At 67.4% G+C, this 18,946-nt stretch carries 15 protein-coding genes and 1 riboswitch; of the genes, 11 read left to right on the plus strand and 4 right to left on the minus strand.

The window, feature by feature from the left end:
- Position 1: 1 nt before the first annotated feature.
- Positions 2-1,642 carry an acetolactate synthase large subunit gene (locus BX604_RS33045; RefSeq protein ID WP_098554968.1) on the plus strand — a complete coding sequence of 547 codons (1,641 nt, stop codon included), beginning with the start codon at positions 2-4 and terminating at the stop codon, positions 1,640-1,642.
- 28 nt (positions 1,643-1,670) lie between these two features.
- A complete protein-coding gene (locus BX604_RS33050; RefSeq protein ID WP_098554969.1) occupies positions 1,671-3,104 on the plus strand; it encodes an aldehyde dehydrogenase family protein in 1,434 nt (477 codons plus the stop codon).
- Here the strand turns inward: BX604_RS33050 and BX604_RS39240 are convergent.
- The gene (locus BX604_RS39240) at positions 3,101-3,268 is read right to left on the minus strand and encodes a hypothetical protein (RefSeq protein ID WP_179894933.1); all 168 of its coding nucleotides are present in this window, start codon (positions 3,266-3,268) and stop codon (positions 3,101-3,103) included. The two genes, BX604_RS33050 and BX604_RS39240, sit on opposite strands and share 4 nt — an antisense overlap.
- Positions 3,269-3,355: 87 nt before the next feature.
- Between BX604_RS39240 and BX604_RS33055 the strand changes: the two genes are divergently transcribed.
- The 9 genes from BX604_RS33055 (at position 3,356) to BX604_RS33100 (ending at position 15,930) form a co-directional block, all read left to right on the plus strand.
- On the plus strand, positions 3,356-4,939 hold the full coding sequence (locus tag BX604_RS33055; protein WP_098554970.1) for a Na+/H+ antiporter: 1,584 nt from the start codon (positions 3,356-3,358) through the stop codon (positions 4,937-4,939).
- Between the two features lie 508 nt (positions 4,940-5,447).
- On the plus strand, positions 5,448-6,581 hold the full coding sequence (locus BX604_RS33060; RefSeq protein WP_098554971.1) for a hybrid sensor histidine kinase/response regulator: 1,134 nt from the start codon (positions 5,448-5,450) through the stop codon (positions 6,579-6,581).
- A 123-nt stretch (positions 6,582-6,704) separates the two neighbouring features.
- Entirely contained in the window at positions 6,705-8,381 is a 1,677-nt protein-coding gene (locus tag BX604_RS33070; RefSeq protein WP_098554972.1) for a methyl-accepting chemotaxis protein, read from the plus strand.
- Positions 8,378-8,890: a chemotaxis protein CheW gene (locus BX604_RS33075; protein WP_098554973.1), complete on the plus strand. Its 513-nt coding sequence runs from the start codon at positions 8,378-8,380 to the stop codon at positions 8,888-8,890. The genes BX604_RS33070 and BX604_RS33075 overlap by 4 nt, the downstream gene beginning before the upstream one ends.
- Complete coding sequence (locus tag BX604_RS33080) at positions 8,887-10,326, plus strand: CheR family methyltransferase (RefSeq protein WP_098554974.1); 1,440 nt, start codon at positions 8,887-8,889, stop codon at positions 10,324-10,326. Before BX604_RS33075 ends, BX604_RS33080 begins: the two co-directional genes overlap by 4 nt.
- A 52-nt stretch (positions 10,327-10,378) precedes the next feature.
- The gene (locus tag BX604_RS33085) at positions 10,379-11,092 is read left to right on the plus strand and encodes a chemotaxis protein CheW (protein WP_098554975.1); all 714 of its coding nucleotides are present in this window, start codon (positions 10,379-10,381) and stop codon (positions 11,090-11,092) included.
- The gene (locus BX604_RS33090; RefSeq protein ID WP_098554976.1) at positions 11,089-13,398 is read left to right on the plus strand and encodes a hybrid sensor histidine kinase/response regulator; all 2,310 of its coding nucleotides are present in this window, start codon (positions 11,089-11,091) and stop codon (positions 13,396-13,398) included. Before BX604_RS33085 ends, BX604_RS33090 begins: the two co-directional genes overlap by 4 nt.
- Positions 13,395-14,414 carry a chemotaxis response regulator protein-glutamate methylesterase gene (locus BX604_RS33095; protein ID WP_098554977.1) on the plus strand — a complete coding sequence of 340 codons (1,020 nt, stop codon included), beginning with the start codon at positions 13,395-13,397 and terminating at the stop codon, positions 14,412-14,414. The genes BX604_RS33090 and BX604_RS33095 overlap by 4 nt, the downstream gene beginning before the upstream one ends.
- 92 nt (positions 14,415-14,506) lie before the next feature.
- Positions 14,507-14,609: riboswitch (Fluoride riboswitch) on the plus strand.
- 79 nt (positions 14,610-14,688) lie between these two features.
- On the plus strand, positions 14,689-15,930 hold the full coding sequence (locus BX604_RS33100) for a voltage-gated chloride channel family protein (RefSeq protein ID WP_098554978.1): 1,242 nt from the start codon (positions 14,689-14,691) through the stop codon (positions 15,928-15,930).
- An 85-nt stretch (positions 15,931-16,015) separates the two neighbouring features.
- On the opposite strand, the gene BX604_RS33105 is transcribed toward BX604_RS33100, so the two are convergent.
- The 3 genes from BX604_RS33105 to BX604_RS33115 all read right to left on the minus strand — a co-directional run bounded on the left by BX604_RS33105 (position 16,016) and on the right by BX604_RS33115 (position 18,638).
- Complete coding sequence (locus BX604_RS33105) at positions 16,016-16,729, minus strand: riboflavin synthase subunit alpha (protein WP_098554979.1); 714 nt, start codon at positions 16,727-16,729, stop codon at positions 16,016-16,018.
- Between the two features lie 128 nt (positions 16,730-16,857).
- Positions 16,858-17,661, minus strand: a complete 804-nt coding sequence (locus tag BX604_RS33110) for an SDR family NAD(P)-dependent oxidoreductase (RefSeq protein WP_098554980.1) — start codon at positions 17,659-17,661, stop codon at positions 16,858-16,860.
- 284 nt (positions 17,662-17,945) lie between these two features.
- Positions 17,946-18,638 (minus strand): GntR family transcriptional regulator, encoded by a 693-nt coding sequence (locus BX604_RS33115; RefSeq protein WP_257146486.1) that lies wholly within the window; start codon positions 18,636-18,638, stop codon positions 17,946-17,948.
- Between the last annotated feature and the right edge of the window lie 308 nt (positions 18,639-18,946).

Here is an 18,946-nt window from a genome sequence, read left to right on the forward strand (position 1 = left end):
CATGAAAGCATCGGATTTGTTCGTGAAGGCGCTGGAAGCCGAAGGCGTCGAGTATGTATTCGGCATTCCCGGCGAGGAAAACCTCGATCTGCTCGAATCGCTGCGGCGATCGAAGATCAAGCTCGTGCTGACCCGGCACGAGCAGGCGGCCGGGTTCATGGCCGCCACCTACGGCCGCCTGACGGGTCGCACCGGCGTCTGTCTCGCCACGCTTGGCCCGGGCGCGACCAACTTCGTGACGGCCGCCGCGTATGCGCAGCTCGGCGGCATGCCGATGCTGATGATCACCGGGCAGAAGCCGATCAAGTCGAGCAAGCAGGGCCACTTCCAGATCGTCGACGTCGTCGACATGATGCAGCCGCTCACGAAGCTCACGCGGCAGATCGTGTCGATCGGCAACATCCCGTCGGCCGTGCGCGAAGCGTTCCGCCGCGCGGAGGAAGAGCGCCCGGGCGCCACGCACCTCGAACTGCCGGAAGACATCGCGCACGAGGAGGGTGATGGCAAGCCGATCCCGCGCAGCTACAGCCGGCGGCCGGTGGCGGAGGAGAAGGCGGTCGCGCATGCGATCGACGCGATCCAGGCCGCGCGCCATCCGCTGTTGATGATCGGCGCGGGCGCCAACCGCAAGACCACCTGCAAGATGCTGCTCGAATTCGTCGACAAGACGGGCATCCCGTTCTTCACGACGCAGATGGGCAAGGGCGTGATCGACGAAACGCACCCGCTGTGGCTCGGCAATGCGACGCTGTCCGACGGCGACTTCGTGCACCGCGCGATCGAGCACGCGGACTGCATCATCAACGTCGGCCACGACGTGATCGAGAAGCCGCCGTTCTTCATGCGCGCGGACGACAAGACCGTGATCCACGTGAACTTCCTCGGCGCGCAGGTCGATCCGGTCTATTTCCCGCAGATCGAGGTGGTCGGCGACATCGCGAACGCGGTGTGGCAGATGAAGGAGGCGGTGACGCCGCAGTCGCACTGGGATTTCGAACGCTTCGCGATGATCAAGGCGCATTTCGACGCGCACCTGCAGAAGGGTCAGCACGACCCGCGCTTCCCGATGTATCCGGTGCGGATCGTCAACGATCTGTACACCGCGCTGCCGGTCGACGGGATCGTCTGTCTCGACAACGGGATGTACAAGATCTGGTTCGCGCGTTACTGGCGGGCGCACGAACCGAACTCGCTGCTGCTCGACAACGCGTTGGCATCGATGGGGGCGGGCCTGCCGTCGGCGATCGCGACGAAGATCGTGCATCCGCAGCGCAAGGTGATCGCCGTGTGCGGCGACGGCGGCTTCATGATGAATTCGCAGGAACTCGAAACGGCCGTGCGGCTGAAGCTCGACATCGTCGTGATGATCCTGCGCGACGATGCGTTCGGGATGATCCGCTGGAAGCAGGAAAACATGAATTTCCCCGATTTCGCGATGACGCTGAAGAACCCCGATTTCGTGTCGTATGCGCAGAGCTACGGCGCGCACGGGCATCGCGTCGAATCGGCCGACGATCTCGAGCCGCTGTTGCGCGACTGCTTCGCGACGCCGGGCGTGCACGTGATCGACGTGCCGATCGACTATTCGGACAACGAGCGCGTGCTCAACCGCGAAATCAAGCGCCTGTCGGCGCAACTCTGAATCCGCAGTTCACCGGAAGGAGCGTTCCATGCTGAAGGATACCTATCCGTACTACCTGGCCAACGAAGCGGTCTACGCGAACACCGATCTCGAAGTGACCGACAAGTTCAGCGGCAAGGTCGCGACGCGCGTCGCGCTGGCCGATGCGAAGGCGATCGATGCGGCCATCGGCGCGGCGGTCGCCGCCGAGAAGCCGATGCGCGAGTTGCCGGCCTACCGGCGCCAGGCGGTGCTCGACCATTGCGTCGCACGTTTTCGCGAGCGTTTCGACGAGCTGGCCGAAGCGCTGTGCATCGAGGCCGGCAAGCCGATCAACGATTCGAAGGGCGAAGTCACGCGGCTGATCGACACGTTTCGCGTCGCGTCCGAGGAGTCGGTGCGCATCGACGGCGAAGTGATCAACCTCGAGATCTCGGCGCGCGCGCAAGGCTACACGGGCTATACGCGGCGCGTGCCGATCGGCCCGTGCTCGTTCATCTCGCCGTTCAACTTCCCGCTGAACCTCGCCGCGCACAAGGTCGCGCCAGCGCTGGCCGCCGGCTGTCCGTTCGTGCTGAAGCCCGCGAGCCGCACGCCGATCGGCGCGCTGATCATCGGCGAAGTGCTCGCGGAAACCGATTTGCCGAAGGGCGCGTTCTCGGTGCTGCCCGCGCATCGCGACGGTGCGGACCTGTTCACGACCGACGCGCGCTTCAAGCTGCTGTCGTTTACGGGCTCGCCGGCCGTGGGCTGGGCGCTGAAGGAGAAGGCCGGCAAGAAGAAAGTCGTGCTGGAACTCGGCGGCAACGCGGCGGCGATCGTCGATGCGGATCAGCGCGACCAGCTCGACTACGTGGTCGATCGTCTCGCGTTCGGCGCGTATTACCAGTCCGGCCAGAGCTGCATCGGCGTGCAGCGGATCCTCGTGCATGCGGACCTGTACGACGCGCTGCGCGACAAGCTGGTCGCGAAAACGCGTTCGCTGAAGATGGGGGACCCGAAGGATCCGTCGACGTTCGTCGGTCCGATGATCTCGGAGTCCGAATCGCGCCGGCTGTCGGGCTGGATGGATGCGGCGGTCGCGGCAGGCGCGAAGATCGTTGCGGGCGGCAAGGTCGACGGCGCGATGTTCGAGGCGACGCTGCTGGAAAACGTCGGTCGCGAGCAGGACCTGTACCGCAAGGAGGCGTTCGGCCCGGTCGCGATACTCGAGAAGTTCGACCGCTTCGATGATGCGCTCGCGCGCGTGAACGACAGCGACTTCGGGCTGCAGGCCGGCGTGTTCACCGATTCGCTCGCGCATGCGCAGCGCGCGTGGGACGAGCTGGAGGTGGGCGGCGTCGTGATCAACGACGTGCCGTCGTTCCGTGTCGACAACATGCCGTACGGCGGCGTGAAGGATTCGGGGCTCGGCCGCGAAGGGATCCGCTACGCGATCGAGGACATGACCGAGCCGCGGCTGATGGTCGTGCGGCGCCGTTAGCGCGTTCCCGGGCGGCGTGCTGCCACGGTGGCACGCGGGCAGGCGATCGTGCCGGCCCGCGTGCCGTTTTTCGTTTCGGCGTGCGAATCCGGCACGACGGCCGTCTGCCGCACACCATCGTGGCGACACCGCGCGCCGCGCGTGCCGAACACGCTCGACTGCATGCATCGCCTCGTGATGTAATCGCGCGAAATGGCCATCGGGGTACGACACCCGAAGGCATGCGCATTCATTCTTCACGAGGTCGATTCATGTCTCCCGTCTCGGCATTCAAGCTGGTTTTGTTGTCATTCCTTGCGATCGTCGCGCTCGAATGCATCGCCAAGCGGTTGCGGCTGCCGCCCGCGGCCGCGCTGCTGATCGGCGGCATCGGCATTGCGTTCATTCCCGGCCTGCCGCCGATCAATCTCGATCCCGATCTCGTGCTGCTGGTATTCCTGCCGCCGTTGCTGATGGACGGCGCGTATTTCTCGGTGTGGGAGGAATTCAAGCGCAACGTCGGCGGGATCCTGATGCTCGCGATCGGTGCGGTGGTGTTCACGACGTTCGCGGTCGGCTTCGCCGTGCACTGGGTCGTGCCGTCGCTGCCGTGGGCCGCGTGCTTCGCGCTCGGCGCGATCGTGTCGCCGCCCGACGCGGTCGCCGCGAAGGCGGTGCTCGAACGCGTCGCGCTGCCGCGCCGGCTGATGGTGCTGCTCGAAGGCGAAAGCCTGCTGAACGACGCGGCCGGCCTCGTGCTGTTCCGCTTCGCGGTCGCGGCCGCGCTGACGGGCGCGTTCAGCCTCGAGCACGCGGTCGTGCGCTTCGCGGAACTCGGGCTCGGCGGTGTCGTGGTCGGCTTCCTGGTCGGCAAGCTCGTCGTGTGGTTCCTGAAGCTGCTCGATGACGACTACCTGGTGGTCACCGTCGCGGTGATCGCCGGCTGGATCGCGTACATCGCGGGCGAGATGGTCGAGGTGTCGGGCGTGATCGCGACGGTCACGGCCGGCATGATCGTCGGCTGGCATCAGCACGAGGTGTTCTCGGCGGCCGTGCGCACGCGCGGCACCGCGTTCTGGCAGGTCATCGTGTTCCTGCTCGAGGCGCTGGTGTTCGTGCTGATCGGGCTGTCGCTGCGCAGCGCGATACACCGGCTCGGCGGCTTCGAGCAGGTGCTCGCCACGATGGTGCCGCCGGTGCTCGCGGTGCTGGCGGCGGTGGTCTTGTCGCGCTTCGTGTGGATCTATGCGGTCGAGGTGCTGAAGGTGCCGGTGCGCGGAATCGTCCGGCGTGGTTTCGCGCCCGACTGGAAGGCCGCGACCATCATGAGCTGGGCCGGGATGCGCGGGGTCGTGACGCTGGCGATCGCGCTGTCGTTGCCGGAGGCGATGCCGGGCCGCGACGTGATCCTGGTCGCGTCGTTCGCGGTGATTCTCGTCACGGTGTTGCTGCAGGGCACGACCATCGGTCCGCTGATCCGGCTGCTGCGGCTGCCGCAGCACGAAGCGCGCGCCGCGCACCACCTGACCGAGCCGCAGGCATGGGCACATATCGAGGCGGCGCAGCTCGCGGCGATCCAGCCGCTGGTGCGCGACGAGAGCGGCAAGGTGATTCACCCGCGCCTGCTGGAGCAATACACATATCGCGCGGAGCTGACCGAGCGGGCGAAGAACGAGCCGGCCTATCCGGCGGAGGTGCGCATCGCGCACTACGACGTCGTGCTGGCCGCGATCAAGGCCGGGCGCACGGAACTGTTGCACCTGCATCGTTCGGGCCGCATCCACGACGAGATGCTGCACATGCTCGAGCGCGATCTCGATCTGCAGGAGGTCTCCGCGCAGCACGCGCGCGGCTGACGGCCGGCTGCACGGCGGCGGGGCGTTGACGCATCGCCGCCCCCGCCGTGGCCGCCGCCATCTGGCACCCGACACCCGCTCCAGTGCCTGCGCCGCGCCTCACCGTCGCGGCGCCGCGTCCCCCTCATTCCTCCGATTCGGCCTATCCGGATCCGGCCCCGAGGCGGCCGGTGTGCCGGCCTTGCGGCGCATGCAAACCTCGCGGCACCGCCCCCGCAAACGTTCCCGTCTTTCGAATCCGGAAATGATCTGATTTATCTGAATCCCTCTCTTTCACTATATTTGGCAAAACTAAACCGGAAGGAGATAGATGCTGTGTTCTAATTTCATTTAGAATCAGCCGGTTATCTTTATTGAGAGAAAGCACGTGGAGGTAATGCGATCGTCGACGGGGAAAAATCGGCGCTCGAATCCCCGTGAGGCAATGCCGACAGGCCAGATCGGCAACAATAGGTGAATGTCTCAGCCGCCAAATCAAGATGGCGCCCAAGTCAGATAAACAACTCCTATGAAAGAATCAATTGGAGATTTGGCGTTTGAAACGGTATTTATGAAAGAATCGAGCGGTGAAAATGCGCCGGATTGTCTTGAATCGGGGCTGTCGGTCCTGCTCGTCGACGATCAACCGTTCGTCGGCGAGGTAATCCGGCGCGCGTTGCGCAGCGAGCACGATATCGACCTGCATGTGTGCACCGATGCACACCGGGCGATGGCGGTCGCGCGCGACGTGAAACCGACGGTGATCCTGCAGGACCTCGTGATGCCGGAAATCGACGGCCTCGATCTCGTTCGCGCGTGGCGCGCGGACGCCGATACCGCGCGCGTGCCGATCATCGTGCTGTCGGCGAAAGAGGAGCCGATCGTCAAGCGCGAGGCGTTCATCGCCGGCGCGAACGACTATCTCGTGAAGCTGCCGGACGCGATGGAGCTGACCGCGCGGATCCGCTATCACTCGAATTCGTACCTGATGTCGCGACAGCGCGACGAGGCGCTGGATTTCCTGTCGCACGACATGCGTTCGCCGCAGACGTCGATCCTCGCGCTGCTCGAGGTCTACCGGGCCGAGCACGGCGACATGCCGGCGATCATGGAGCGCATTGCCGGCCACGCACGCCGGGCGCTCGCGCTCGCCGACGGCTTCATCCACCTGACCCGCGCGCAGTCGGAGCGCCGCGCGCACGAGGTCGTGAGTCTCAACGAAATCGTGCTCGACGCCGTCGACCAGTTGTGGGAAAAGGCGGCCGGATTCGGCAGCCGCGTCGTCGCCCATGTGCCCGACACCGCGTGCGTGACGATGGGCGACCGCATGATGCTCACGCGCGCGGTCGCGAACCTGATCGACAACGGACTGAAATACGGCCCGGCCGGCACCGACGTGCACTGCACGCTGAGCGACGACGACGGTGCGTGGCTGATCGGCGTCGAGGACGCCGGCTCCGGCATTGCACCCGAGCAACGTACGGCCGCGACCGAGTCGTTCGTGCGGCTCGAATCCGCGCACGGCGCGGCGCGCAGCGGCTTCGGCCTCGGCCTGGCGTTCGTCCGCGCGACGGCCGCGCGGCATCGCGGCCAGATCCTGATGCGCAATTCGTCGCGCGGCTTCATGGTCGGGCTTCGACTGCCGGCGCAGGCAGAGCGGTAATATCGCGGCGCGGCCTGCCGGCGCCGCACCGTCCGCTGGCCCAGATGCGCTCGTGGCGCGCCGTTCGGCGCGCAGGCGGGCGCGAATTTTTTCAACGCTGATTTTAGAAAGCCCATAACGAACATGGCCACCGTGACGCCCCGCGCGACCAATGAAAGCCTGCATCCGACGATCGGCGCTGCCCGGCTGACGCTCGGCAACCGCATCCTGCTCAGCTTCGGCGTGCTGTTCGTGCTGATGCTGGTGACCGCCGGCGTGTCCTACGAGCGCCTGCGCGCGATCAACAGCGAAGCCGTCAGCATCGAACGGGATTCGTTGCCCGGCGTCTATCTCGCGGCGTCGCTGCGCGCGTCGGTCAACGAATCGTTCTCGCAGCTGCAACTGGCGACGTTCGTCGATACCGACCCCGAGGCCGTCCAGCGCGACCTCGCGAAGATCCCCGATGCGCTGAAGGACGTCGAATCGCTGTCGGTCGACTACCAGAACACGGCGTTTCGCGACGAGGACCGGCAGCGCTTCGCGATGTTCCGCGGCGCGTACGACCGCTACGTGCCGCTGCTGAACGATGCGATCCAGAAGAGCCGCACGTCGCACGAGGACGCCGCCGCCGCATACGCGAAGGCGCTGCCCGTCTTTACCGAGGTCGTGCGCAACGCGAACACGCTCGTGCAGGAAAACCGCAAGTTCGCCGACAACTCCGCGAAGGTGATTCGCCAGTCCGTGCAGGACACCGAGGTCGTGCTCGCGCTGGCGCTGGGCATCGTGCTGCTGTCCGCGCTCGGGCTCGGGTACGGGCTGTTTCGCGCGGTGACCGTGCCGATGGCGCGGCTCGTCGAAGTGCACGACGTGATGCGTACCGGCAACCTGACGCACCGCCTGGACCTGCGCCGGCAAGACGAATTCGGCACGCTGCAGACGGGCTTCAACCGGATGGCCGACGAACTGACCGAACTCGTCGCCCGCGCGCAGCAGTCGTCGCTGCAGGTGACGACGTCGGTGGCTGAAATCGCGGCGACGTCGCGCGAGCAGCAGGCGACCGCGAACGAAACCGCGGCGACAACCACCGAGATCGGCGCGACATCCCGCGAGATCTTCGCGACGTCGCGCGACCTGCTGCGCACGATGAACGAGGTGGCCGGCGTGGCCGAACAGTCGGCGACGCTCGCGGGCGTGAGCCAGAGCGGGCTCACGCGGATGGGCGAGACGATGCGCAGCGTGATGGACGCGGCCGGCTCGGTGAACGCGAAGCTCGCGATCCTCAACGAGAAGGCGCTGAACATCAACCAGGTGGTCGCGACCATCACCAAGGTGGCCGACCAGACCAACCTGCTGTCGCTGAACGCGGCGATCGAGGCCGAGAAGGCCGGCGAATACGGCCGCGGCTTCGCGGTCGTCGCGACCGAGATCCGCCGCCTCGCTGACCAGACGGCCGTGGCGACCTACGACATCGAGCAGACGGTGAAGGAGATCCAGTCGGCGGTGTCGGCGGGCGTGATGGGGATGGACAAGTTCTCCGAGGAAGTGCGCCGCGGGATGCTCGACGTGCAGCAGGTCGGCGGGCAACTGTCGCAGATCATCGCCGAGGTGCAGACGCTTGCGCCGCGCTTCCAGATGGTCAACGAAGGGATGCAGACGCAGGCGAACGGCGCCGAGCAGATCACGCAGGCGCTGTCGCAACTGTCCGAAGCCGCGCAGCAGACGGCCGAATCGCTGCGCCAGTCGTCGCAGGCGATCGACGACCTGACGCTCGTCGCGAACCAGTTGCGCACCAGCGTGTCGCGCTTCAAGGTCGACGCGTGACGCGCGCCGAGCCGCACGGCGGCGTGCACGCGCTGTTCCTGATGTTCGAGCTCGACGGCGAGCGCTACGCGCTGGACGCGGCCGACATCGAGGAGGTGCTGCCGCTCGCGGCCACCAAGGCCGTGCCGGGCGCGCCCGAATGGATCGCCGGGCTGCTGATGCTCAGCGGCCAGCCGGTGCCCGTGATCGACGTGCCGATGCTGGCGCTCGGGCGACGCGCGCATGTGCTGCGTTCGACGCGGCTCGTGATGGTTCGCTACCGCACCGGGGCGACCGGGCGTGGGCGCGTGATCGGCCTGATCGTCGAGCGCGCGACGCAGACCCTGCGGATTGATCGCACGACGTTCCATGCGAGCGGCGTATCGACTGCGCGCACGCGCTGGCTCGGGCGGGTCGCGAACACGCCCGACGGCATCGTGCAGCAGGTGTCGGTGGCCGAGCTGATCGACGACGTTGCACGCCTGTATCTGTTCGACGGCCAGCCGGGCCATGAAGGGGAGTCCGCATGAAAGAGTCCGATTCGCGATTTCGCGGCTGGCTGTTGCGCGAGACCGGCATCGACCCCGATTCGCTCGGCAACGATTTCCTGATCCGCGCGCTGACCGAGCGCGTGCACACGCTGCAGGGCGACAGCGAGCGGCTGCCGTCGGCGGCGCGGCCACCCCTGACCGCGGATGCGCTCGACGCGTACTGGCAGCAGCTCAACGCATCGGCCGACGAGCGGCGCGCGCTGATCGAACTGTTCGTCGTGCCGGAGACGTGGTTCTTCCGCGACCGCGAGGCATTCGCGACCCTCGCGCGGCTCGCCGCCGAGCGGCTTGCCGTGACGCCCGGGCGCGTGATCCGCGTGCTGAGCGCGCCGTGCTCGAGCGGCGAAGAGCCGTATTCGGCGGCGATGGCGTTGCTCGATGCGGGGCTCGATCCGTCCAGCTTCACGATCGACGCGATCGACCTGAGCGCCCGCGCGATCGAACAGGCGCGGCTCGGCTGCTACGGGCGCAATGCGTTTCGCGGCACGGCGACCGAGTTTCGCGCCCGGCATTTCACGCAGGCCGCGGACGGCTGGCTGCTCGACGAGCGCGTGCGCGCCTGCGTGCAGTTTCGCCAGGCCAACCTGGTCGAACCGGGCGCCGACACGGGGATTCGCTACGATTTCGTGTTCTGCCGCAACGTGCTGATCTATTTCGATCGCGACGTGCAGGATCGCGTGATCGGTTCGCTCGAAAGCTGCCTCGCCGACGACGGGACCTTGTTCGTCGGTCCGGCCGAGACGGGCGTCGCGATGCGCCACGGGATGCGCTCGGCGCGCGTGCCGCTGGCGTTCGCGTTTCATCGCGTGCGCGGCGGTGCGGTGGCGGACGGCTACGCGGCCCGGCATGCGGCACCGATGCCCGCGGTTGCGCCATACCGGCGCGCGGAGCGCTTCACGGTGGCGCCGGCGGCCGCCACGCGTCCGCTGCTGGCCGTCGTGCCGTCGACGTGGATCGGTGCCGAGCAGCAACCGTTCGCGGGGTTCGCGGCGGTCGAGCGCCCGATACCGGCCGAGCCGCGTTCCGAGGTCGGGGCCGACATGCGGGCGGAAATACGGACCGACATGCGCGGCGATCTGCTGGCCGACGCGGCTGCACCGGTTGCCGATAGCGTCGCGCCGACGCTCGAGGAAGCACAGGCGCTCGCGAACGCAGGGGCGTTCGACGAGGCCGAGCGCGTGCTCGCGCAGTTTTCGGCGCGGGTGGGGCCGCATGCCGATGCGTTCTACCTGAACGGGCTGATCGCCGATGCACGCGGGCGGGCGGCGGAAGCCGGCGACTTCTACCGGAAGGCGCTGTATCTGCGGCCCACGCACCACGAAGCGCTGACGCATCTGGCGACCTTGCTCGACGTCGGCGGCGATGGCGCCGGCGCGCAATGGCTGCTCGAGCGTGCGCGGCGCTCGGCCGGGTAAGAGCACATGAGAATACGGGTTTGGAGCCGAGATCGGGATGACCGAGGAAAGAATGAACAGCGACGCCGTTGTCACTGACGACACGACGATCGGCGTCGACGATTGCTGGAACCGGATCGGCACGCGCGGCGACCGTTCGTGCGAGCGGCTGGCCGACTGTCTGCGCTGCCTGAACTGTTCGGTCTACGCGAATCACGCGGCGAAACTGCTCGAACGTCCGCTCGGTGCGGCCGAGATGGCCGACGCCACGCGCCGGATGAGCGCGTTCGACGCGACCCGCGCGCACGGCGAAGACGATACGCGCCAGGCGGCGCTGGCGTTTCGCGTCGCCGACGAATGGCTCGCGCTGCCGATCGGTGTGTTGCGCGAGATCGCCGGCACGCGCCCGATCCATTCGCTGCCGCATCGTCGGCACTCGGCCGTGCGCGGCGTGGTCAACATTCGCGGCACGCTGCGCATCGCGATCTCGATCGGCGCGCTGCTCGGCCTCGATGCGGGCAAGGGCGGCAAGGATGGCAAGGACGACGCGGACGGCCGCTTCACGCGTCTGCTGGTCGTCGCATACCAGGGCGAGCCGGTGGTGTTTCCGGTCGACGAAGTCGAGGGCGTGCTGCACTTCGGCGCATCCGACTGGGTACCCGTGCCGGCGACGGTCGGGCGCGCGAGCGCCGGCCTGTCGCGCGGCGTGCTGTCGTGGCGCGGCAAGTCGGTGGGCCTGCTCGACGACGATCGTCTGTTCGACGCCGTGACCCGGAGCATGCGATGAGCGGCGATGACGATCTGAGCCACCTGTCGCTGCTCGAGCTGTATCGCGAGGAGACGCGCACGCAAACCCAGGCGCTGTCCGAGCGCCTGCTCGCGCTCGAATCGGGCGAGCCCGATTCCGTCGCGCTGGAAGCCTGCATGCGCGCCGCGCATTCGCTGAAGGGTGCCGCGCGCATCGTCGGCGTGCCGCTCGGCGTCGACATCGCGGGGCGGATGGAGGAATGCTTCGTCGCCGCACAAGCCGGCACGATCGCGCTGACGGCCGCGCACGTCGACGTGCTGCTGGCCGGCGTCGACCTGCTGGTGCGGGTCGCCGATCCGCACGCGCAGCCCGTGTCGTCGGCCGAGATCGACGCGTTCGCGCTGGCGCTCACGGCCGCGGACGCCGTGCGGGCGATGCCGGCGTCGACGTTCGCCCCGCCGCCGGCGCCGCCGTCCTTCGTACCGCTGCGTGAGCACGACGGTGCCGCGAACGAGCCGGTGGGCGCGGGGGCCGAGGTGCCGCCGCTGGCCGTATCGGCGCCCGTGCCGGATTCGGTCCAGGCCGGCCGTGCGGCCGGCGCGGGCGCGATGCGCCGCGTGCGGGCCGATACGCTGAACCGGCTGCTGAGCCTGTCCGGCGAATCGCTCGTCGAATCGCGCTGGCTCAAGCCGTTCGCCGAATCGATGCTGCGCGTGAAGCGCGCGCAGCGCGATGCAGCCCGTTCACTCGATCTGGTGTACGAACAGTTTGCCGACGAGCTCGGCGCCGGCGTGCTCGCGTCGGTGAACGAAGTGCGGCACATGCTCAACGACCTGCAGCGTTCGCTGGCCGAGCGGATGGACGAATTCGACCGCTTCGAGCGACGCAGCACGCACATCGCCGAGCAGCTGTACGACGAGGCGCTGCAGTGCCGGATGCGGCCGTTCGGCGACGCGACGCGTGCGTATCCGCGCATCGTCCGTGATCTCGCGCGCTCGCTCGGCAAGCAGGTGCGCTTCTCGATCGTCGGCGAAGGCACGCAGGTCGACCGCGACATTCTCGACCTGCTCGACGCGCCGCTCGGCCACCTGCTGCGCAACGCGCTCGATCACGGCGTCGAGTCGCCCGATGCGCGGCGCGCGCGCGGCAAGCCGGCCGAGGCGAGCGTCACGCTCGAAGCGCGCCACAGCGCCGGCTCGCTGCTCGTCAGCGTGATCGACGACGGCCCGGGCGTCGACATGGACGCGCTGCGTGCGGCTGTCGTCCGCCAGCGCCTGACCGACGACGAGACGGCCGCGCGGCTGTCCGATCCCGAGCTGCTCGAATTCCTGCTGCTGCCGGGCTTCTCGATGCGCGACGCGGTGACCGACGTATCCGGGCGCGGTGTGGGCCTCGACGCGGTGCAGGAGATGGCGCGCGGCGTGCGCGGCGCGGTGCGCATCTTCAACGAGCCGGGTGCGGGCATGCGTTTCGTGCTGCAACTGCCGCTCACGCTGTCGGTGATCCGCAGCCTGCTGGTCGAGGTCGGCGGCGAGCCGTACGCGTTTCCGCTGGCCCACGTGCGGCGCACGCTCGAACTCGCGCACGAAGACATCGACGTGCTCGAAGGCCAGCCGCATTTTCCGTTCGACGGCCGGCGTGCGGGGCTCGTTTCCGCGCATCAGCTGCTCGATGCAGGCGAACCCGATGTCACGCGTGCCAGCACGGCGGTGGTGGTGGTCGGCGGCGAGCCCGAGCTGTACGGTGTTGCGGTCGACCGCTTCCTCGGCGAGCGGATGCTCGTCGTGCAGCCGCTCGACAGCCGCCTGCACAAGATCCAGAACATCGCGGCCGGTGCGCTGCTCGAGAACGGCGACCCGGTGCTGATCGTCGATGTCGAGGACTTGATCCGCTCGGTCGACAAGCTCGTGCGTGGCGGGCAGCTCGCGAAGCTCACGCGCGATCCGCAACTCGCGCTTGCCGACCGCCGCCGCCGCGTGCTCGTCGTCGACGATTCGCTGACGGTGCGCGAGCTCGAACGCAAGCTGCTGGAGAAGCGCGGCTACGACGTGACCGTCGCGGTCGACGGGATGGACGGCTGGAACGCGGTGCGCAGCGACGCGTTCGACCTGGTCGTGACCGACGTCGACATGCCGCGCATGGACGGGATCGAGCTCGTCACGCTGATCAAGGGCGATCCGATGCTCACGCGCGTGCCGGTGATGATCGTGTCGTACAAGGATCGCGACGAGGATCGCCGGCGCGGGCTCGATGCCGGCGCCGACTACTACCTCGCGAAGAGCAGTTTCCACGACGAGGCGCTGCTCGATGCGGTGCACGACCTGATCGGGGATGCACGCGGATGAACATCGGCATCGTCAACGATCTGCCGCTGGCCGTCGAGGCGCTGCGCCGCGTGATCGCGCTGCGCACCGATCACCGGGTGCTGTGGGTGGCGACCGACGGCGACGAGGCGGTGGATTTCTGCGTCGCGCATCCGCCCGATCTCGTGCTGATGGACCTCGTGATGCCGAAGCTCGACGGCGTGGCCGCGACGCGGCAGATCATGGCGCGCGCGCCGTGCGCGATCCTGATCGTGACCGCGAGCGTCAGTGCGAACACGTCGTCGGTCTACGAGGCGATGGGCGCCGGTGCGCTCGATGCGGTCGACACGCCGACGCTCGCGCTCGGCCTGCCGTCGGATGGCGCGCGCCAGCCGCTGCTCGCGAAGATCGACCAGATCGGCCGACTGCTCGAAAGCCGCACGGCCACGCTCGCGCCGCCGGGGCCGGCACCGGCGCGCGGCCAGCCGACGCTCATCGCGATCGGCGCGTCGGCGGGCGGCCCGACCGCGCTCACCGCGCTGCTGCGCGCGCTGCCGGCCGATTTTCCGGCCGCGCTCGTGATCGTGCAGCACGTCGACCAGGCCTTCGCGCTCGGCATGGCGGAGTGGCTCGACGGCTATACGCGGCTGCCCGTGCGTATCGCGCGGCATGGCAGCGTGCCGCAGGCGGGCGAGGTGCTGCTCGCGGCGACCAACGATCACCTGTGCCTGTCGCCGCGCGGCGTGCTCGGCTATACGCGGCACCCGGCCGAGACGCCGTACCGGCCGTCGATCGACGTGTTCTTCAACAGCGTCGCCGATGGCTGGCAGGGCGATGCGCTCGGCGTGCTGCTGACGGGAATGGGGCGCGACGGTGCGCTCGGGCTGAAAGCGATGCGCGCGAAGGGCTGCTACACGATCGCGCAGGACGAGGCGACGAGCGCCGTCTACGGGATGCCGAAGGCGGCCGCGGCCATCGGCGCGGCATCGGCGATCCTGCCGCTCGAGCGGATCGGGCCCCAGCTGATCTCGCGCGTGACGCGCATGCCGCGCGACTGACGGTGCGCCGGGGCTGCGCGCCCGGCCTGAGCAGCCCGTGCGGCCCGGGTCGGGACGCGCGTTGCGCGCTGCGTGGCGCGTCGCGTACAATTGCCAGTTGCGGAGATGGCATGCCTCCCTGCGGCCGATCCGGCGCCTTGCGCACGGTTCGCCCGTCAACCGCCGGTTTGCCCGGCTGATGATGCCTGCGTGTTCCTGGGTTGTCAGGAGGTCGCAGGCCGTCCATGCGGTATTCTGCCGCCCAGGTTTTGATGTCCTGTCAAATCTGGAAATCATGTTTTTCTCGACTTCTGCCGATTTTTTCGCAACCGTGCGCTACGTGTGCCGCTGGCTCGCGCTCTCGGCCCTGCTCGGCGCGCTGGCCGGCTCGGCTTCCGCGGTGTTCCTGATCGCGCTCGACTGGGCGACCGGCACGCGCGTCGCGCATCCGTGGCTGCTGTGGGGGCTGCCGGCCGCCGGTTTCGCGACGGGCTGGATCTATCATCGGTTCGGCCAGTCGGTCGCGCGCGGCAACAACCTGCTGATCGACGAGATTCACGACCCGAAGGCGCTCGTGCCGAAACGGATGGCGCCGCTCGTGCTCGTCGCGACCGTCGTCACGCACCTGTTCGGCGGGTCGGCCGGCCGCGAGGGCACGGCCGTGCAGATGGGTGGTGCGCTCGCCGATCGCGTCACGCACGTGTTCCGTCTCGATCGCGAGCATCGGCGCGTGCTGCTGATGGGCGGTATCGCGGCCGGGTTCTCGTCGGTGTTCGGCACGCCGCTTGCCGGCGCCGTGTTCGGGCTCGAGGTGCTCGCGATCGGCCGCTTGCGGTACGACGCGCTGCTGAGCTGCGTTGCGTCGGCGATCGTCGCGGACGTCGTGTGCCGCGCGTGGGGCGTGCATCACACCGTCTATGCGATTCCGTTCGTGCCGGCCGTATCGGCGGCGGGGCTCGCCGCGACGGTGGTCGCGGGTGTCGCGTTCGGCGTCGTCGGCCGGTTGTTCGCGCATGCGACGCACGGGCTGACGGCATGGTTTCGGCGGATCGTGCGCTACGCGCCGCTGCAGCCGGTGCTCGGCGGCTTGCTGGTTGCCGTGGCGGCGACCGTGCTGAACGTGCCGCAGTATCTCGGCCTCGGGATTCCGACGATCGAGGCCGCGTTCCACGGGCCGCTGCCGGCCTACGATTTCGCGGGCAAGTTCGCGTTTACCGTCGTCACGCTCGCGTCGGGGTTCAAGGGCGGCGAGGTGACGCCGCTGTTCTACATCGGCGCGACGCTCGGCAACGCGCTCGGGCAGGTGCTCGCGCTGCCGGTGCCGGTGCTTGCGGGGCTTGGCTTCGTCGCGGTGTTCGCGGGCGCGGCCAACACGCCGATCGCATCGACGATCATGGCGATCGAACTGTTCGGCGCGGATATCGGCGTGTATGCGATCGTCGCTTGCGTGGTGGCGTATCTGTTCTCCGGACACGCGGGGATCTATCGGTCGCAGCGGGTGGCGGTGGGGAAGGGGGCGGGCGTGGAAGCGGAGTAAGTTCGGCGTGCGAAGCGGCCGAAGCGGGGGGCGAACGCAGGCCGATACCCGGTGATCCGGAAATCACCGGGTAAGGCGGCGGTCGTTACTGCTTCGGCAGCCGCGCGACGTTGCGCGCGAGCAGTTCCTCGATGTCGATGCCTTTTTCCGCCAGCAACGTCGTGACGACGCCGGTCAATTCACCCAGCGTCTCCTTGACCGATTCGCGGATCGTATCGACGACCACCTGCGTGCTGCGCTCGATCTCGATGTTGACCTTGTCGTTGACGCCCTTCGCATCGAAGGTCGTCGCGCGGCGCGTTTCCGGAATCAGCCACACCTCGAACCAGCCTTCTTCGCGGTTCACGTCCGACACGGTGAGACTGCAGCCGTTGATCGCGATATAGCCCTTCGCGAACACATAGCGCTTGAAATCGGCCGGCACGGCGATCCGGATCATCCGGTTGTGCTCCGACGACGCGATGTTCGCGATGCTCCCCATGAAGTCGACGTGGCCGGACAGCGGATGCCCGCCGATTTCCGCGCCATCCTTGGCGGCCCGTTCCACGTTGACGCGCGCGCCGGTCGTCAGGTCGGCCAGCGTGGTGATGCGCAGGCTCGGCAGCATCACGTCGAAGTCGATCAGGGCCGGTGAATGGATCGTCGTCACGGTCAGACAGACCCCGTCGACCGACACGCTCGCGCCGATCTCGATGTCGGTGGTGAAGCCCTCGGGGAAGGCGATGCTGAACGTCCGCAGCTCGCCGTGATCCTTGATGGTCTCGATGACGCCAATACCCTGAACAATGCCTGTAAACATGATCTGCCTTTCGTCGCAAATTGCCTGGCCGGTATGATAAGTGATCCGGGGAGACGGCGTCGGGCCCGGATGCGCCGGGAAGGCCCGGTGGGTTGCCGGCATCGTCGACGATCGGGCGTATCGCTGGCTTACCGCGCGTTCACCGTGAGGCCGCCGTCGATCGCGATGCGTGCCCCGTTGATATAGCGGGCATGATCGGAGCACAGATAGGCAACCATGCTGCCGATTTCTTCCACATGTGCCCAGCGTCCGGACAGAATGCCCTTCCCGAGGCAGAATTCGCGCAACCAGTCGTCGACCGGCTTGCCTGCCTTGGCGGCCATCGACTGCGCCCATTCCTCTCGCCATTCAGTACCGACCAGCCCGGGCACGACCGCATTGACGTTGATCCTTTGGCTCGCGAGATCGGCCGCGAGATAGCCGGTCATATGAATCAGTGCGGCATTGTTCATCCCGTACGTCAGCGCCGGGCTCCATGTCATCGTTCCCGACGCTCCCGTGATGTTGATGATCCGTCCGGTGCCGTCGGTCGGAACCAGCGGCAGAAACTCCCGGATCACCCGCAGTGCGCCGAGGTTCTTGATCTCGATCTGACTGAGCCAGTCGCTGTCGTCCCACAGAATTTCGCGATCGCTGCGCTGGATCGCGGCCCCGGCGTTGTTGACCACGATATGGACATTCGTAAAGTACTCGCGGGCTCGTGAGCTGGCGTGCCGAACCTCGTCGGCGTTCCTGACGTCGGTGCCGACGGGCAGCGTTCGCACGTCAAATTCGTCCGCGATTTCGCGAGCCGTACGCTCGAGTTCAGTTGCTCCCCGAGCCAGCAACACCAGATTCACGCCCTCGGCAGCGAGTGCTCGTGCAATGCCCTTGCCTACGCCCTTGCTTGCGCCGGATACGAGTGCCGTACGTCCGCTGAGATTGAGGTCCATCGTCGTCTCCTTTCATGGTTTCGCTTCGTGGTCGATTGCACCGCAGGCATGCGTGTTATCGGGAATTCGACATGAAAATTCGCAGTCCATATCGTTTGGAAAGGACCTGTTGTGCGAACGAGCGCGAAACGCGGAAAGAGGTGTCGCGCAGCAGCCGGCGGATTTCAAGCGCTACGTTAAGCGAATTACTGCAAGCGCGGTAGACACGATTGGTCGAACAGAGCGTTTTTGTCGAACGAACACGACGCGTTCGTTCGACGCAACACGCCGCGGGCGTTCGAGTATCAGTTCGATGTATGCGTCAGCTGAAACGTCATCGAATAGCTGAAGCGGCTGGCAGGATGAATGCCCGACGTGACCTCGATTACCGTGTCCTGGGCGTAATAGGTTCTCACGATGCGCAGCCCGGCCGACTGGTCCGGCACCCGCAATGCGACTGCCTGGTCACCGACGAGCAGCAGCCCCTGGATCTGCTGTTCGACGCGCGTCGCCTTGATGCCGAACTGTTGCTCGAGCATCGTGTGGATCGGCGTGTCGAGCGTTTCTCCCACGCCTTTCAGGCGGCTGTAGCGCTCCGCGACGTACAGATCGACGAGCGCGATCGGCTCGGCCGCGCCCGAGACATCGTGGCGAATGCCGGCGATATGCAACCACTTGGCCCCCGGTGCGCAGTGCAGGAGGCCGGATTCGGCGTCGCTCGCGGGGCGGACGCCTCGCGATACGACATCGAGTCGCGTGCCTTGCGCGTAGCGGGCGAGATCCGATAACGAATCCATCGACTGCACGTAGCGCGTGTGCGGATGGCTTGCGATCACGCGCGTGCCAATCCCTGCCTGGCGGCTGATCAGGCCAAGCTCGCACAGCTTCAGGATGGCTTGGCGCACGGCATAGCGGCTGAGGTTCCATTGGGCGCAAAGCTCCGCCTCCGTCGGCAGCATGTCGCCGACCCGGTATCGGCCGCTGCCGATGTCGTGCATCAACGTGCGTGCCAGGTCGACATGACGCGGTTGGGGCGATTCGAGCGAGACGGTATCGGACGCTGGGACGGGGGCGTTCATTGGGGCGGCGACGCATGATTGAGCGGCTTTCAGTATAGCGGGCGGTTCGGTCGCTTTGTTCGAATGTTCGTCTCGGAACGTCCTGTGAAGCTGCCGCTTCCCGTTGTTGCGCGGGCGTCTCGCCGGGTCTTCGGGTATATCCGAATGTTCGAACATTTGAACAATTCATAAAGTTCAGCCATGTCCTGATGGCACTCGCGTCGAGTGCGCCCTGAACCCGGAGTCCG

It is taken from the genome of Burkholderia sp. JKS000303, from assembly GCF_002563755.1.
In the GTDB taxonomy this organism is placed as follows: domain Bacteria; phylum Pseudomonadota; class Gammaproteobacteria; order Burkholderiales; family Burkholderiaceae; genus Burkholderia; species Burkholderia anthina_B.

Coding starts and splice junctions, on each gene's coding strand:
- BX604_RS33110 (WP_098554980.1), bottom strand. CDS start 17,661: ATGGACCTCAATCTCAGCGGACGTACGGCACTCGTATCCGGCGCAAGC.
- BX604_RS33095 (WP_098554977.1), top strand. CDS start 13,395: ATGAACATCGGCATCGTCAACGATCTGCCGCTGGCCGTCGAGGCGCTG.
- BX604_RS39240 (WP_179894933.1), bottom strand. CDS start 3,268: ATGCAGTCGAGCGTGTTCGGCACGCGCGGCGCGCGGTGTCGCCACGAT.
- BX604_RS33080 (WP_098554974.1), top strand. CDS start 8,887: ATGAAAGAGTCCGATTCGCGATTTCGCGGCTGGCTGTTGCGCGAGACC.
- BX604_RS33085 (WP_098554975.1), top strand. CDS start 10,379: ATGAACAGCGACGCCGTTGTCACTGACGACACGACGATCGGCGTCGAC.
- BX604_RS33070 (WP_098554972.1), top strand. CDS start 6,705: ATGGCCACCGTGACGCCCCGCGCGACCAATGAAAGCCTGCATCCGACG.
- BX604_RS33050 (WP_098554969.1), top strand. CDS start 1,671: ATGCTGAAGGATACCTATCCGTACTACCTGGCCAACGAAGCGGTCTAC.
- BX604_RS33105 (WP_098554979.1), bottom strand. CDS start 16,729: ATGTTTACAGGCATTGTTCAGGGTATTGGCGTCATCGAGACCATCAAG.
- BX604_RS33115 (WP_257146486.1), bottom strand. CDS start 18,638: ATGCACGACATCGGCAGCGGCCGATACCGGGTCGGCGACATGCTGCCG.
- BX604_RS33090 (WP_098554976.1), top strand. CDS start 11,089: ATGAGCGGCGATGACGATCTGAGCCACCTGTCGCTGCTCGAGCTGTAT.
- BX604_RS33055 (WP_098554970.1), top strand. CDS start 3,356: ATGTCTCCCGTCTCGGCATTCAAGCTGGTTTTGTTGTCATTCCTTGCG.
- BX604_RS33045 (WP_098554968.1), top strand. CDS start 2: ATGAAAGCATCGGATTTGTTCGTGAAGGCGCTGGAAGCCGAAGGCGTC.
- BX604_RS33060 (WP_098554971.1), top strand. CDS start 5,448: ATGAAAGAATCAATTGGAGATTTGGCGTTTGAAACGGTATTTATGAAA.
- BX604_RS33100 (WP_098554978.1), top strand. CDS start 14,689: ATGTTTTTCTCGACTTCTGCCGATTTTTTCGCAACCGTGCGCTACGTG.